The sequence below is a fragment of the Bacillus cereus group sp. Bc031 genome, from assembly GCF_027716265.1.
In the GTDB taxonomy this organism is placed as follows: domain Bacteria; phylum Bacillota; class Bacilli; order Bacillales; family Bacillaceae_G; genus Bacillus_A; species Bacillus_A paranthracis.
The window spans coordinates 1-15,077 of the sequence record NZ_JAQFUL010000012.1 but is presented as its reverse complement, the minus strand read 5'-3'; the positions used below and the strand labels follow the sequence as shown (position 1 = coordinate 15,077).

The window sequence follows — 15,077 nt, the reverse complement described above, 5'->3', positions numbered from 1 at the left end:
AAGAAGTAAACATAGTAAGTATAAAAAATGCCATGCCCTTAAAATAGGTGCATGGCATTTCAATGTTATTCAATTTCCAAATCAACAACCATATAAGCGAGTATGACAGTAAAGAATATACTTACAGCAGGTGCTGTTAATACGTGTCCAGACATAAAGCCAATACCGAGCGATAGGACGAGTGTGCTAGCTAGTAGCATGTGTTTTACGCTAAATAGTTTCTTGAAGTTTGTGATCAAGCGAATGAATATTTTTATACCGAAATAAAGAAGCGGCAGTAAATACATAAGGAAGCCGACAATTCCGAATGCAAAGAATAGGTCGTGGAAATCCATTTCGACTAGCTTCACTTTCGTTGTATAGTTACCAGCGTAGCCCATTCCGAATAGTTTTTGGGATAATGGTGCTTCTTTATAGTATTGTTTGTATACTTTTAAGAATTTGTCCCGATCACTATAAATTAAACTCTTCACTTCAGAGTCTGTTAGTTCACCTTTTGCGTGTTTTTTTGCATCCTCTGGATTTTCTTTAATTACTTTTCCTTCTTTTTTATCCTGTTCTTCTTGTACTGATTTTTTGTATTCGTATATTTGCATGTGGATTCCCATATTTTTTGCGATAGGAGTATGCGGTGTAAGAACAATTAAACCTCCTAGTACAACTGCTGCAACGATGGTGTTTACAAGATATGTGAATCCTTTTTTTTCTTTTTTACGGTTTATCATATATTCAATGAACGAGAAGAAAAGTGCTACGCCTAATGTTAGCACAATTGCACCATATCCAACTTTTGTTCCGACCATAATACTTGCATACATCGCAAGTATTGTTGGAATCCAGTAATATATTTTCGAGAAAGAAGTTGTTTTATAAATCGAATATAAGACAACGATTGGGAACATAATCGCGAAGAGAGCACTTAAATCATTTCCAGCAAAGAACCAACCTCTTGAGCCAATTTTTGAGTGAGGATAGCTTGGGAAATCAGTGCCAGTTTGCATTGCGATAATCATTGTGATGCTTAAAATTAAAGTTGCATATAAGAAATATGTAATGATTTTATGAAACACATATTCTTTATTTTTTAGCTCTTTAAAGACGATAATATATCCAAACAGTAGCACAATTGGATATATGCTCTTTAAAATAAATTTAACTTCTTCTCCAAATGAAACTGGAGATTTAACCATCATATTATTTACAAGACCGATTGCCAGTGCAATTCCGAGTAAACATAAATAGAGAATGTACTTTTTCGCGCCTTGTTGTTTATGATGAAGAAGTAGATAACCTAATGCAAGAAGCATAAAGGCGAAACGGACTACGATTCCGACTGTTGCGCTCATGTGTAATACATAGATTGAAAAAGACGTTAATAAATCTAAAATTGGTTGAAACACGATGAATAGCAGTAGGAAATGCGGGAAGTAGTTATCCGTCTGTTTTAACTTAGTAACCATATGTTCCTCCATTTCTTCATTCCTTTATTTCAGCACCCCTCTATATAATAGGAAGGGGAATGAATTTCTATATTTAATTTTTATATCAGACTTAAGAATACACCATTTCATTGTAATGGTAAATAGATGAAGAGCCGGGATAAACCGACTTTAATTTCTATATTTTTCAACGAAATTGTATGTTTTATGCAAGGCGATATACAAATTACGAGATTATTAGACAGAAAATTAAGAAAAAAGAAGGGTTTTTCACATCCTTTCTATAATTATATAAGTATAATCTTTGTGTAGAAAAGAGGGGTATATATAATGGAAGTAACAAGTAAAACAGAATCTGTCATTGTGAAATATGAAGGGCACGTTGCAACGGTTATGGTCAATCGCCCAGAGGTGTTAAATGCATTAGATGAACCAACGTTAAAAGAGTTATTACAAAAACTGAAAGAAGTAGCGGAGAGTTCTGCACACATTGTTGTGTTATGCGGGAACGGCCGTGGTTTTTCTGCGGGTGGAGATATTAAATCGATGCTTTCAAGTAATGATGAAAGCAAGTTTGATGGTATTATGAATACTATTTCTGAAGTCGTTGTGACTTTATATACGATGCCGAAGCTTGTTATTAGTGCTATTCATGGACCAACTGCTGGTCTTGGATTAAGTATTGCACTAACAGCTGACTATGTGATGGCAGATATATCATCAATTATTGCGATGAACTTTATTGGAATCGCTTTAATTCCAGATGGTGGCGGCCATTTCTTCCTTCAAAAGCGCGTTGGTGAAAATATGACGAAGCAAATTATTTGGGAAGGAAAGAAATTATCAGCAACAGAAGCGCTTGATATCGGTTTAATTGATGAAGTAATCGGCGAAGATTTCCAAACGGCTGTGAAGCAAAAAATTAGTGAATGGTCACAAAAGCCAATCAAAGCGATGATTCAAACGAAGCAAATTTTATGTGAAGTAAATCGCTCCAATTTAGAACAAACGCTGCAGCTTGAAAAACGCGGTCAATATGCGATGAGACAAACTGCGGATCATAAAGAGGGCATCGCTGCATTTTTAGAAAAACGTTTACCGGTATTTAAAGGAGAATAAAGTGTAGTGGCAGTTTTACTGCCGGTTAATTTAGGATAAAGGGGAGAAAGTGCTAACACATTTTAGTATAATTGTGTTAGCACTTTTTTTAAGGAGTAATGAATGAAGAAATTGATTGGCGTTATCGTTATTATTTTACTTACATATTATGCTTTGCATAGTACACCATCTCTTGCGGTACGGACTGCACTATTTTTTGAAGGGCATCCAATTGCTGCTTTCTCAGGTGAAGTGGAGAAAGAACGGGATGTGAAAAAAGAAGCGATTCCTGATGAGTACAAAACCTTATATGGAGAGAAGAAAGAAGAACCAGAGCATTATTTCTTTCCGGCAGTAAGGGCGCACGGATCAGGAATTGATATGTTAAGTGCTTGTGTGAAAAAAGAGTGGTTATTTTATAAGGCAGAGCTCGGCTGCTATTAAACATAGGAGGATGAATGATGTCAGCATATAACAAGTTAGTAAGAGATCGTGTTCCAGAGAAGATTTTAATGTCTGGAAAAACATATACAGCACAAAAATTAACAGGACAAGCATACATACAAGCTTTGGCGAAAATTGGAACAGAAGAAATTCGTGAATTTGCTTCTATGAAAGAGCGTGAACATGCGCTTGATTCTCTTGCGGATGCACTGGAAGTAATCATATCATTAGCGCGTGCAGAAGGTGCAACAATTGAAGATGTAGAACGTCTTCGTAAGCAGAAAGAGATAGAGCGCGGTGGGTTTGAAAGAGGTATTTACTTGTTGGATGTTTCAGAAGAATAGATTTGTAGGGAAAGCATAGCGTTACTCATTAACGAACGCTATGCTTTTTTGTTGCGATTAAGCTAATAATGAAGAAGATAGCTGTTAATACCCAGCCAATTGTAATAGAAGTAGTAGTATGAACTGCATAAGAAACTTGTAAACAAAGTAATGATGCTAGAAACCAAATGAGTGCAATGTGTACATATTTTTTTGATATATTCATATTGTATAACTCCTTTTATATACTAAAGTGAATTTTACTATAATTTAGAAAATTAAGCTATATGAGTAGAGGATTTATAGTAAATTCGGTATACTAAATAATAGGAAAAATGAGGAGGAAACGACAATGGCACATTATGCGAAAGAAACGATGGAATTGATTAAGGAGCTTGTCTCTATTCCAAGTCCATCTGGAAATACAGATAAAATTATTCGTTTTATTGAAAACTATGTAAGTGAGTGGAATGTAGAAACGAAGCGTAACAATAAAGGTGCTCTTATTTTAACGGTAAAAGGGAAAAATGATGCACAGCATCGCTTATTAACAGCACACGTTGATACGTTAGGTGCGATGGTGAAAGAAATTAAGCCAGATGGTCGTCTCAGTCTTTCTATGATTGGCGGATTTCGCTGGAACTCTGTAGAAGGGGAATATTGCGAAATTGAAACATCAAGTGGCAAGACGTATACAGGAACGATTTTAATGCATCAAACATCTGTACATGTATATAAAGATGCAGGTGAAGCGAAACGTGATGAGAAAAATATTGAGGTTCGTATCGATGAGCGCGTATTTTCAGCTGATGAAGTACGTGAATTAGGAATTGAAGTAGGAGACTTCGTTTCATTTGATCCACGCGTTCAAATTACAGAGAGTGGATACATAAAATCACGTCATTTAGATGACAAAGTAAGTGTTGCAATTCTATTAAAATTAATTAAAAGATTACAAGATGAAAACGTAACATTACCATATACAACTCATTTCTTAATTTCTAACAATGAAGAGATTGGATACGGTGGTAACTCTAACATTCCAGAAGAAACGGTTGAATATTTAGCGGTTGATATGGGAGCGCTAGGTGATGGACAAGCATCTGACGAGTATACAGTATCTATTTGTGCAAAAGACTCTAGTGGTCCGTATCATTATGCACTACGTAAACATTTAGTAGAGCTTGCGAAAACGAACAATATTGAATATAAAGTAGATATTTATCCGTACTATGGATCGGATGCATCAGCTGCGATTCGAGCTGGATTTGATGTGAAGCATGCATTAATTGGAGCAGGTATTGATTCTTCTCATGCATTTGAGCGTACACATGAAAGTTCGATTGCTCATACAGAAGCGTTAGTATATGCGTATGTAATGTCTCATTTAATTGAAGAATAATTTCGTAGAAAATAAAGAGGGCTGATTGAAAATGTTATTTTTAATCAGCTTTTCATTTGGTGGGTAATGGATCGCTTTTTGAATTTTTATATTTATTCTTCCTTATATGTTCATCTTTAATAATATAGGCAGAAAACGTATTTACTACAGTGGTAGAATGTTATAAACTATTATAGGAGTTATTTTCCAATTGGTATTTTTTATATTAGTTTGATTAAGAGAATTGTATAACGTGAGATTTTGAGAGGAGATTTAATTTTTATGAAGTACAAGGCAATCGCTGCTGGTATGTTAGCAGCAAGTTTACTAGCTTATCCAGTTAGTAGTTTAGCAGAAACAAAGAAGTTTTCAGATGTTCGAGACGACTCATTTGCAAAAGACGCAATTTACTATTTAGTAGAGAGAGATGTAATTAGTGGTAGAACAAGTGATACGTTTGCGCCAAAGGGCCTTTTAACACGTGCTGAGGCAGCGACAATTATAGCGAAAGCAATTGGATTAAAAGTGGATCCAGTTGAGAAACCATCTTTTAATGATTCAAAAAATCATTGGGCAACTCAGTATATTGCAGCAATTGAAAAAGAAAATATTATTGCAGGCCGAGGAGCAGGCGTATTTGATCCTGATGGAAAAGTAACGCGTGCTGAAATGGCTTCTATGCTTGTGAAGGCTTATAAACTACAAGGGTTAGTACAATCCCCAATTACGAATAAATTTACTGATTTGGAAGGTCATTTCGGTAAAGAAGCAGCAAATATTTTAGTAGCGTTAGAGATTTCTGCTGGTACTGGTAAGACGATTTGGAGCCCAGATCTTTATATACCGCGTGAACAAGCAGCGCAAATGACGTATAAAGCGGACAAGCTAAAGAAACATAATGATAATACGAGCAAACCAGAGGAAACAAAGAAAGAAATGTATATAGATCGTAAGTTCATTACATATCATCAACCATCATTATCATCAGGAATTACTGACTTGCAGCATGATCCACAAAAAGTTGTAGTAAAAGAAGAGCGAGATGGATGGATTAAAATTGTAACGAGCAAAGGTGAGAAGTGGACACCTTTAAAAGAAAAAACAGAAGTTATTAATGAAGGATTTACAACATATGCAGAAGCGTCACATTCTTCTAAAGTACTAGGGAAATATGGAGCACAAACAGTAACGGTTATTGAAGAAAAAGATAGCTGGATTCGTATCCGTACAAATAGTGGTTTCCAATGGGTTGATAAAAATCAATTAAACCCAGTAAAACAAGAGAACTTCTTAGAAGGTAAAGCAATTATTATTGATCCAGGTCACGGTGGAATTGACTCGGGTAATGTTGGTTATTACGAGAAAGAAAGTCAAATCGTATTAGATACATCTTTACGATTACAAAAACTATTTGAGAAAAAGACACCATTTACTGTTAAGTTAACACGTACGAACGATACACGCCCAGGAGTAGATGCTAGTGATTCTTTAAGAAAAAGAGTAGAATTTGCTAATGAAAATAATGGTGATATTTTCGTAAGTATTCACGGTAACGGTTCTACAGGTAAAGATGGACACGGCACAGAAACATTCTATTATGCAGCAGCACCGACAAAATCAACGAATCCACATACGGAAGACAGTCGCTTATTAGCAGAAAAAATTCAAAAGCGCCTTGTAGCAGCTCTTGGAACAAAAGATCGTGGTGTGAAAAAGGATAATTGGTACGTAGTAAAATATAATACAATGCCAGCTGTATTAGCAGAATTAGCATTTGTAGATAATAAGGATGATGCAAATAAACTCGCTACACCAGCACAGAAGCAAAGTGCAGCAGAAGCGATTTATCAAGGTATTTTAGATTATTACGAAGCAAAGGGTAATAACGTATCTTCTTTCCGTTAATACATTAAAAGAGATTGCCAATAGGCAGTCTCTTTTATTTATTAACGTTTCTCTTTATTTCAGGCATGTGATATCATTTAATTTTATACAAAAAAGTATTGTAATTATAACGATATAGAGGATGATCATAGATTGAATAATCATAGGAAAACACCTGCATGTATATATACGTATGCATTTCGTGAGGAGGAGCGTGCTTTATGTTACTTGGAAATGCGCTCGTTCTTTGGAATGGAGTCCCACGTTAATATTTTGAAAAGTGATGTCAAAATTGACCCGAGTAGAAGTCCTTTTATGAAAGAACGCGTTGAGGTTATGTATGAAGGAGACGACTTAGAAAGTATTTTGGAACAAGTAAAGGAAATTGAATTAGGAGAAATGACGTTTAAAGTTATCTTCGTGAAAATCAATGATCTTGAGGGAGAAAATAAAATAGAGTATGCGGAAAGACGTATCATTGAACGACGTATTGGGGATTGTATTGATGCGGAAGCAGATGTGCGCAATCCAGAGCGTACTTTTGGTATTGTTCCATTAGGCGGACGTTGGTATTTTGGACATTATGTAGAGAGTAAACCAGTTTGGTACCATCATATAAAAAAACCACGTAGCTATTCGACATCTCTTAGCACACGCGTTGCAAGATCCGTTGCAAATATTGCGGTGCCAAATCCAGAGGGAGTAAGAGCGATTGATCCGTGCTGCGGCATTGGAACGGTTGTAGTAGAAGCTCTTTCGATGGGAATTAACATTGTTGGTAGAGATATAAGCCCGCTCGTTGCGATTGGAGCGAGAGAAAATATTGCGCACTTCGGATTCGATGGGACGATAACGAAAGGTCCGATCGAGGGGATTACGGAGAACTATGACGTCGCAATTATCGACATGCCATATGACTTATTTACGCACGCAACACCAGAAAATCAGCTCTCCATTCTTTCAAGCGCACGCCGCATTGCTAAAAAGGTAGTCGTTGTCACAATGGAAACAATGGACGATATGATTCATGAAGCAGGATTTGAAATTATAGATCGTTGCACTACAAAAAAAGGAACATTTTCTAGACAAATTCTTGTTTGTGAATAAGGAAGAAAGGTCACCCGTTTGTTAAAGTAAGATAATAAATTACAGGATAGTTAGTCCATTATGAGGGCTGATTATCCTTTTTTATTTACATAATGAATGGGGAAAATAAAGATTGAATATTTAGTTTAATCAGTATAATATAGGTGTGTAATTTGAAGTGTTTGTTAGGTTTTGGAAAGAGGACAAAGTTTCGATGTGAGGACCTTAAAAAACAATTAGAGGCACTCTTAAAGATAGACAAAGGATGGGAGGGTGTTTTAATGAGAGTTCAAGAAATATGTATTGGTAATAGAAAGGCATACCTTCTACTAAATTCGGAAGGAGTACCTGTTGTATCAGTAGCTAAGTATATGAAACATCTCTATAACAATGAGAGTAAAAGTAATACTTTAAAGACATACTGTACGGCTTTAAAACACTATTTCACATACTTACAACAAATAAAAATTGATTACCAACAAGTTAATTTTGAGATTTTATCTAACTATGTGGTCTGGCTTAGAAACCCATATAGAAACAACAAGGTAATTCCTTACAAAATACCTCAAAAACATAATAAAGAAAAAGAACCCAAACAACTGACTGAGAAAACAGTAAATAACTACATCAGTGCCGTAACCAACTTTTATGACTATTTGTATCGTAGCGAGCTAATCGATTCAGATATAGTTGAAAAGCTAATGAAAAAGATGTTTACTGGTGCCGGTGGAAATGGATACAAGAGCTTTTTACATCATGTCAACGAGGGAAAACCCTACTCCAAAAATATCCTTAAATTAAAAGAACCCAAAGAAAAAATAAAGATATTTACAAAAGAACAAGTTGAAACCATCTATCATTCAACTACGAATATTAGAGATCGATTTCTAGTTCTTTTGCTTTTTGAAACAGGTTTACGTATTGGTGAAGCTCTCTCTTTATTCCTTAAAGATTTTCAATTTGATGCTAAACAAAGAAAACATAAGCTTAAATTAACAGATAGAGGAGAATTACCTAATGGTGGTAAGTTAAAAACAGGATCTCGGGAATTAGAAATTTCTCAGTCATTAATGAACCTATATGATGACTATCTGTATGAAGTGATTGATGATTATAATCCGGACCATAACTTTGTTCTTGTGAAGCTTTTTGGGAAGAATTCTGGTGAACCAATGACCTATTCGGATGTATATGCCACTTTTAAAGAGATTGAGAGAAAAACTGGTATTTATATAACTCCACATTTATTTCGTCATACTCACGGAACGATTTACTATCTCGAAACGAAAAATATTAAAATGGTGCAAGAGCGTTTGGGACATTCGCAAGTCCAAACAACAATCAATCTATATGTTCACCCTTCTGATGATGCAATCCGGGAGGATTGGGAAAAAGCAGCTCATGCGTTTAAAATTGGACCCAAAATAGATAACTAAAAGGACGACGTTGCCTTAGAAATTCCTGACGAAGCGTTTCCTTTTTAATTTAAAACTAAACGAGTGATGTAGGAGGAAAAGCTTTGAAAAAAAATATAGAAAATTACCTAATTCCGCAAAGTGAATATTGGGACTTAATCACTTCTACCCTCATCTCTTACGAGGTGAAGGAAATATCTAGCGATGGAACACTAAGAAGAAAACTTGTGAAAGATAATTATTTTTCTATTAATGATATATGGAACGTGAATGAAATTGGTCAAATTCCTAACTTTGAAGAACGCTTTAAGAAATATACGGGGACAAGAAAAGTATTAAAGTTAGCTACTAAGTGCATTACAATATCCCAAGAGTTGAAATTTGTATTCTATTGCTACCTTTTTAACGATGAGTTAAGTTTTAACACTGTATTTTGCACCTACAACGTGCATTTAAAAAATTTGATTCAATTTCTAAATGAAAAACACAATCAACTACATTCTTTACTTGATTTAAATATCGATAAAGCTGAGAAAGAGTGGGTTTTGTGGTTAAATAATAAGGGATTAAAAACTACTTCATCAAAAAAGAACCGCGATTATAAAACTAAAACACAACAAGCAACTTTCTTGCGAAGAATGTATGAGAAATTATATTATCTGACAGATACACGGGAAGAATGGGAAAAAGATAAATGGGATGCCAGGGTGTTAAATAAGAAGTATGGGATCTTATATAATACTTCTGATTCTCATTATTATATAGATTTTACAACTATTCATAATGATGTTTTTAAACAGCATTTTAAAAAATATATTAAAACTAGATTACTAGGCGGAAAGAAATTTTCGGTGGGTACAGCTATGAATTATCTAAGATTTGTTTCAAGGTTTCTAAATTTTATCAGTCAACTAGAACCTAACTGGAGTAATCTAAATATGCTTACAAGAAAACATATCGAGAACTATTTAGAGTATCTTCATTATTATGCAAAAAATAATTTGAAATATAAAAAAACTAATCCAAAGCAACATATAAATGATAGTCTAAAATGTGTTTACACCTTTTTACGTGATATCCAACGTTTTGAATACAGTATTGCACCTAAGAAATCCACTTCTAGACTACTTTATTCCGAAGATTATCCAAAATTAGATAAGAAATCCGATGATGATATTGATTACATTCCTGATTATGTATTGGAGCAATTATTTACGCACATTAACGATCTTCATCCAGATGTTCAGCCAATCGTTTGGATAGCGTACAAAACTGGTTTGCGCATTAGTGATACACTTGGTTTGACTCAAGATTCTTTGATTAAGTTAAACGGTAAATACTGGATTCAGACGGATGTTGAAAAAACTTATGTAAAAGACCATAAAGTGCCCATTGATGAACAATTAGCTAATATAGTCGCCATTTTAATCCGTAATTCTAAAGAACGCAGCAATGATGACAATAATCCCAACAAATACATTTTCGTCCGCTATAGTGGTACACGTAAGGGGCGGCCATTTATCCGGTATTGGGTACAAACAAAACTTAATGAGTTATCAGTCAAAAAGAATATTACGGATGAAACAGGTGATATCTTCCACTTTAAAAATCACGCGTTTAGACATACTTACGCAGTAAAGATGTTAAATGGCGGAGCTGATATTTTAACCGTTCAGGAATTATTAGCACACGCATCACCTGAAATGACAATGCGATATGCCCGTTTATTAGATGACACGAAGCGTAAGGCTTTTGAAGAGGTCATTAAAAAAGGTGTTTTTAGCTTTGATTTGAATGGTGAAATTCATCAGGTATCAGAGGCTCAAAACATTCCGGAAGGTATTATGGATATGATATGGAAAGACGAGAAATTAAATGCATTGGACAACCCTTACGGGACGTGTCGTGCTCGAGTTAATGGTAATTGTCCATTAGCAGTAGAGCCCCCTTGCCTTACAGCAAACGATGGAAAACCTTGTTTTGACTTATCGGTTGGTATGACAAGCTTTGATGTAAAAAAATATGAGCTACATATAGAAAGTACAATTAAAATAATTGAAGTCTCAAAGGAATATGGTCGCCAAGATATGGTCGAAGCAAACGAAAAGAACTTAAATAGATACAAAAACATTTATGAAACGATTAAAAACGGAAATGTCATTTTTGGACGTTTTGAACGTATAAAGAGGCAGTTAGAGGACAAGAAAAGGAAAGGTGTTAACCGTGGGTAATTTTAACCGTGAAGAGCAATTGAAGCAGCTACACGAAAAAAGAAAGCAAACAACCAAAGTTAAAGTTGAAGAAGCTATTAAACGCTTAACAAAGATTTCTAAGGCAATTAACTTTAACAGTGTGGCGGAAGAAGCTGGTGTAAGTAAAGCTACGCTTTATAATCACCCAGAACTTAAAGAACGTATTAAATTCTTACGGAATCAACAAGAAAAAGCATTTGTAGACTCTAGAATTAAACGAGATGAAAGTAATCAAAAAGCCATAATTGCATCTCTTAAAAGAAAGATTGAAAAGCTGGAAAAAAGAAAAAAAGAGCTCGAAGAGGAAAATAAGCGATTACGCGAAAGAGAAAACGAAAAGCTTACTGATTACTTTTCGAAGTTATAAAGCAAGACCACACATATTAGAGGATTACCAGTATTAAAAAAACAAGCTAAACAAATTCATATAGGAAAAGAATTGAGTTTTACTCCGTTAAAAGAGATCACCATACATACCATCAAACTAATAAGAATACAAGATAAAAATGAATTATATTTTTAAAAGGTGCACAACTTTTTTATTTTAAAGACATTATAAAACTTTATAATCTTACAATTATTCACATTAAATTATTTTGGAAAACAAATGATTTTTTAAGAAACTGGCTATGATTGTCACTATTATGGTAATTAACTTTTGAAGATGGATGAAAAAGTTAGAGGAAAAGTAGTTTAATATGTATTTGTAAATATTAAAAGAAATAATTTAACTAAACTGATAATATCAAAATGTTTACAAATTGAGAATTTGGAATATAATAACTTTAGAGTGAAAAAACACAGTTCGGTTGGTAGTCCGGACGCAATAATTATTTAATTATTGTCAGTAACCTTCCCCCCTGGGATGTCCATCACTCATGTAATAAACAAGGGGGATTCTCAATGAAACTTACAATTTATTTTGATGGACAATTTTGGATTGGAATTGTAGAAATGTTTGAAAATAATAAATTGAAAGTATGTAAACATACTTTTGGTTCAGAGCCAAAAGATAGTGAAATACTAGATTTTATTTTTCATGATATGGTTCCGCTATTAAAAAGTACATCAGGCGTTAAAAACTCTATTGATAAAAGGAAAAGTAAAATTATTAATCCCAAAAGATTAATAAGGTTAGCCGCCAAAGAAATGAAAAATCAAGGAGTTTCTAACAAATCTTATGAAGTATTGAGAATAGAACTAGAACAAAAAAAGAAAATGAAACAATGTATTACGCGTCAAAAGAAAGAAGAATTACTAGAAAAAAAGCGACAAATGAAAATTCAAAAACGAAAAGCAAAACATCGAGGAAGATAAAAGGTCATCTTCAAATGAAAAAGAAATTATATTCATAAAGCGAAAAAAAACGCTATATTTTTGTAGGGAAATATAGCGTTTTTTATGAATTTATTTGATTCAAGATATGTTTAAGTTACTTACTGAGCTTCATATCATTTTATATATTCAATATTTATCCCCTTTTGAATAAAGATCTAAATTTCGTTAATACTATACTTGCATCTAGATTGCCATCTTTGAGCCGAGCAGTTAGCTTTTGCTAGCTGCTCTTTTTTGTAAAAATATACGCAATGGACTGGATGCATATATAATATTTTGTGTTTCTTTCTATATAAAATGAGGTAGTCTTTACAAAAGAATGATCTCGTTAAAAGAGTATTTTATTAAGTGCTCTTTTTATGTTTTAAACTCATACAAAATGATTTTTTTATTAATTTCTTTGTCTTTCCTGCATAATGTTTTCGATTCAGTTTATACTATCACTGTAACTTATAGTTACAAAAACCAGTGCTTGATAAGCGCAGTTTTCTTTTTTTACAGAGCAGTTAGCTAATCACGCTAATTGCTTTGTTTTTTAGTTCAATTTTATTTGTATATTTATAATTCCTATAAATGAAAAAGCATGATACAATCAAGTAAAGATAAAATTCCATTCCATACGAGCCCTTATTATTATGTAAGGGCTACACCCTTATTAAAATTACGATTTCTTTCTAAAACTGGACATACCTTTTAAATATACATATAATATCACGTGGTATTCTTTTTCAATGTTAGTTTTTAAATAAAGGTTTCAATTGAATTTTTAACCTTATACAGTTCTTTTTCAAAGAGTACTATTCGAGGTGCTCTTTTTTATTACTAAATAGAGGTAGAAGGACACTCCCATCAATTTAAGAATATTAACTTCCTCAATTATAAAGAAACAGTATTCTCTTTAAACAAAATAAATTAGAAGACGTTTTTATGGATCTTTCGATTCGAAGTGAACTCTAATTATTTGCTGAAGAATTAGAGCGATATCTTACCCCTTTATTTTTAAAAGAATTTGCTAGAAAGTTAGCTTTTGTATAACGGAAACGTAAGTTTTCAGGTCATTATGTGACTACTCACAATATAAAAAGCTCAAATTCTAAAGCGTTTAAGTTAAGTTTTTTTGATTACAACTTAAACAGCTCTTTTTTATTGAATGCGTGTCTTATTTTGGGATGACAGGGACCCAAAGTTCATGTCTCGGCTTATGTTTCGGACCGTAATAACATTCAATGCACGGTAAATTGGCAAGTTCATACTCAGAAGTTGGGACCCACTCGGAATATAATCGTTTCCATGCGTCTACTATATTCGGGAAAACTACCCATGTACTTGCGGGAATAATTAGTGTTTCCATATTAGCTGATACCTCCCCATCATATCTTACACCCATAAAATAAGAAAATTCTTCATCTTTTATGGCAGCTTCCTTCCCACAAACCCCTAAAAGACTTTCAAGCGTGCACTTTGGATTTTCCCATGACATATCTATTAATTCTTGCATAAATCCGTCTTTTTTCGCAGTGTTCCAAAGTGTAGGGATTTTTTTAAAGGCGCTGCTTGTTTTTACTGGTTTACTCTTTCCTACAATTCTTAACTCAAAATCGAGGTTTTCAATTCTGTACTCCATCTCGGTATCTCCTTTAATAGAAATTTGGAAGGAAATCTTCGGAAAGGCTTTTAACTGTACTCCTTTATTACGAGCATTAGAAGGGGTTATTCCATGCATTTTTTTAAAAGCACGTGAGAAAGCATCAGAAGAAATATAACCATATTTAATTGCCACATCAATGATCTGAATGTCACTTTTTTGAATTTCAAATGCTGCAAGTGTTAAACGTCTTCGTCTAATATATTCTGAAAGCGACACACCTGAGATTGAAGAAAACATTCTTGAAAAATGAAACTCAGAGCAATTAGCTGCCTTTGCAATCTCCTTATAATCTATCTCTTCATCCAAACTATTCTCAATATAGTCCAATGCGTTATTCATTCTTTTTAGCTAATCCATAATTTTACTCCCTTTCAAATATTTAATTTAATACATAATAGATAATAATAACCGACATTTCATGCCTAAAAATGTCGGTACAAAAAATATATCCTTAAATTGAATGTAACATAAGGGTTACCTATTTGTTCTCTGATATTTATATAGTCTTTTTAATTCTAGGGATCACTAACATTTTAGAAAAAAACAGGCTTAGCATATTAGAATAAGAAAAGAGTCCTATTCCCTTCGTTAAGAATAACTGTTTACAGTTAGAGGTATTATACAGCATGGTTTATTAAGACGAAATCAGTACGCTGAATATTACCAATAAAAATTGAAGTTTCAACTAATGAAAAAATAATACTTTATCTTTTCAACTTGAAACTTTCAAACATATTTTACCTAGTCTCGAAATTAATTCTGTTGGTTA

At 33.6% G+C, this 15,077-nt stretch carries 13 protein-coding genes; 10 read left to right on the top strand and 3 right to left on the bottom strand.

The window, feature by feature from the left end; translation table 11 throughout:
* Positions 1-65: 65 nt before the first annotated feature.
* Positions 66-1,460 (bottom strand): O-antigen ligase family protein, encoded by a 1,395-nt coding sequence (locus tag PDQ33_RS07085; protein WP_061131405.1) that lies wholly within the window; start codon positions 1,458-1,460, stop codon positions 66-68.
* A 309-nt stretch (positions 1,461-1,769) separates the two neighbouring features.
* Between PDQ33_RS07085 and PDQ33_RS07080 the strand changes: the two genes are divergently transcribed.
* The 3 genes from PDQ33_RS07080 (at position 1,770) to PDQ33_RS07070 (ending at position 3,325) form a co-directional block, all read left to right on the top strand.
* Positions 1,770-2,558: an enoyl-CoA hydratase gene (locus PDQ33_RS07080; RefSeq protein ID WP_016716599.1), complete on the top strand. Its 789-nt coding sequence runs from the start codon at positions 1,770-1,772 to the stop codon at positions 2,556-2,558.
* A gap of 102 nt (positions 2,559-2,660) precedes the next feature.
* Positions 2,661-2,981 carry a hypothetical protein gene (locus tag PDQ33_RS07075; protein WP_016716600.1) on the top strand — a complete coding sequence of 107 codons (321 nt, stop codon included), beginning with the start codon at positions 2,661-2,663 and terminating at the stop codon, positions 2,979-2,981.
* 17 nt (positions 2,982-2,998) lie between these two features.
* The gene (locus PDQ33_RS07070) at positions 2,999-3,325 is read left to right on the top strand and encodes a nucleoside triphosphate pyrophosphohydrolase (RefSeq protein ID WP_001277353.1); all 327 of its coding nucleotides are present in this window, start codon (positions 2,999-3,001) and stop codon (positions 3,323-3,325) included.
* Between the two features lie 28 nt (positions 3,326-3,353).
* Here the strand turns inward: PDQ33_RS07070 and PDQ33_RS07065 are convergent, their stop codons facing one another.
* Complete coding sequence (locus tag PDQ33_RS07065; protein ID WP_001027096.1) at positions 3,354-3,530, bottom strand: hypothetical protein; 177 nt, start codon at positions 3,528-3,530, stop codon at positions 3,354-3,356.
* 126 nt (positions 3,531-3,656) lie between these two features.
* On the opposite strand from PDQ33_RS07065, the gene PDQ33_RS07060 reads away from it, so the two are divergent.
* From PDQ33_RS07060 to PDQ33_RS07030, 7 genes are all read left to right on the top strand, one after another.
* The gene (locus PDQ33_RS07060; RefSeq protein ID WP_016716601.1) at positions 3,657-4,706 is read left to right on the top strand and encodes a M42 family metallopeptidase; all 1,050 of its coding nucleotides are present in this window, start codon (positions 3,657-3,659) and stop codon (positions 4,704-4,706) included.
* A gap of 261 nt (positions 4,707-4,967) precedes the next feature.
* Positions 4,968-6,590, top strand: coding sequence for an N-acetylmuramoyl-L-alanine amidase (locus tag PDQ33_RS07055; RefSeq protein ID WP_270755205.1), 1,623 nt, complete (start codon positions 4,968-4,970; stop codon positions 6,588-6,590).
* Between the two features lie 132 nt (positions 6,591-6,722).
* Complete coding sequence (locus PDQ33_RS07050; protein ID WP_270394204.1) at positions 6,723-7,676, top strand: TRM11 family SAM-dependent methyltransferase; 954 nt, start codon at positions 6,723-6,725, stop codon at positions 7,674-7,676.
* A gap of 260 nt (positions 7,677-7,936) precedes the next feature.
* Complete coding sequence (locus tag PDQ33_RS07045; protein ID WP_001265869.1) at positions 7,937-9,091, top strand: tyrosine-type recombinase/integrase; 1,155 nt, start codon at positions 7,937-7,939, stop codon at positions 9,089-9,091.
* Positions 9,092-9,174: 83 nt separating this feature from the next.
* A complete protein-coding gene (locus tag PDQ33_RS07040; RefSeq protein WP_270755203.1) occupies positions 9,175-11,301 on the top strand; it encodes a tyrosine-type recombinase/integrase in 2,127 nt (708 codons plus the stop codon).
* The gene (locus tag PDQ33_RS07035; RefSeq protein WP_000526290.1) at positions 11,294-11,689 is read left to right on the top strand and encodes a DUF6262 family protein; all 396 of its coding nucleotides are present in this window, start codon (positions 11,294-11,296) and stop codon (positions 11,687-11,689) included. The genes PDQ33_RS07040 and PDQ33_RS07035 overlap by 8 nt, the downstream gene beginning before the upstream one ends.
* A gap of 536 nt (positions 11,690-12,225) precedes the next feature.
* Complete coding sequence (locus PDQ33_RS07030) at positions 12,226-12,639, top strand: YjdF family protein (protein WP_000778908.1); 414 nt, start codon at positions 12,226-12,228, stop codon at positions 12,637-12,639.
* A gap of 1,180 nt (positions 12,640-13,819) precedes the next feature.
* On the opposite strand, the gene PDQ33_RS07025 is transcribed toward PDQ33_RS07030, so the two are convergent.
* Positions 13,820-14,647, bottom strand: coding sequence for an AraC family transcriptional regulator (locus PDQ33_RS07025; protein WP_270755201.1), 828 nt, complete (start codon positions 14,645-14,647; stop codon positions 13,820-13,822).
* Positions 14,648-15,077: the final 430 nt, after the last annotated feature.

Excerpts from the sequence above, each read along its gene's own strand:
- PDQ33_RS07030 (WP_000778908.1), top strand. The coding sequence starts at position 12,226 with ATGAAACTTACAATTTATTTTGATGGACAATTTTGGATTGGAATTGTA.
- PDQ33_RS07045 (WP_001265869.1), top strand. The coding sequence starts at position 7,937 with ATGAGAGTTCAAGAAATATGTATTGGTAATAGAAAGGCATACCTTCTA.
- PDQ33_RS07060 (WP_016716601.1), top strand. The coding sequence starts at position 3,657 with ATGGCACATTATGCGAAAGAAACGATGGAATTGATTAAGGAGCTTGTC.
- PDQ33_RS07080 (WP_016716599.1), top strand. The coding sequence starts at position 1,770 with ATGGAAGTAACAAGTAAAACAGAATCTGTCATTGTGAAATATGAAGGG.
- PDQ33_RS07055 (WP_270755205.1), top strand. The coding sequence starts at position 4,968 with ATGAAGTACAAGGCAATCGCTGCTGGTATGTTAGCAGCAAGTTTACTA.
- PDQ33_RS07070 (WP_001277353.1), top strand. The coding sequence starts at position 2,999 with ATGTCAGCATATAACAAGTTAGTAAGAGATCGTGTTCCAGAGAAGATT.
- PDQ33_RS07065 (WP_001027096.1), bottom strand. The coding sequence starts at position 3,530 with ATGAATATATCAAAAAAATATGTACACATTGCACTCATTTGGTTTCTA.
- PDQ33_RS07085 (WP_061131405.1), bottom strand. The coding sequence starts at position 1,460 with ATGGTTACTAAGTTAAAACAGACGGATAACTACTTCCCGCATTTCCTA.
- PDQ33_RS07025 (WP_270755201.1), bottom strand. The coding sequence starts at position 14,647 with ATGAATAACGCATTGGACTATATTGAGAATAGTTTGGATGAAGAGATA.
- PDQ33_RS07075 (WP_016716600.1), top strand. The coding sequence starts at position 2,661 with ATGAAGAAATTGATTGGCGTTATCGTTATTATTTTACTTACATATTAT.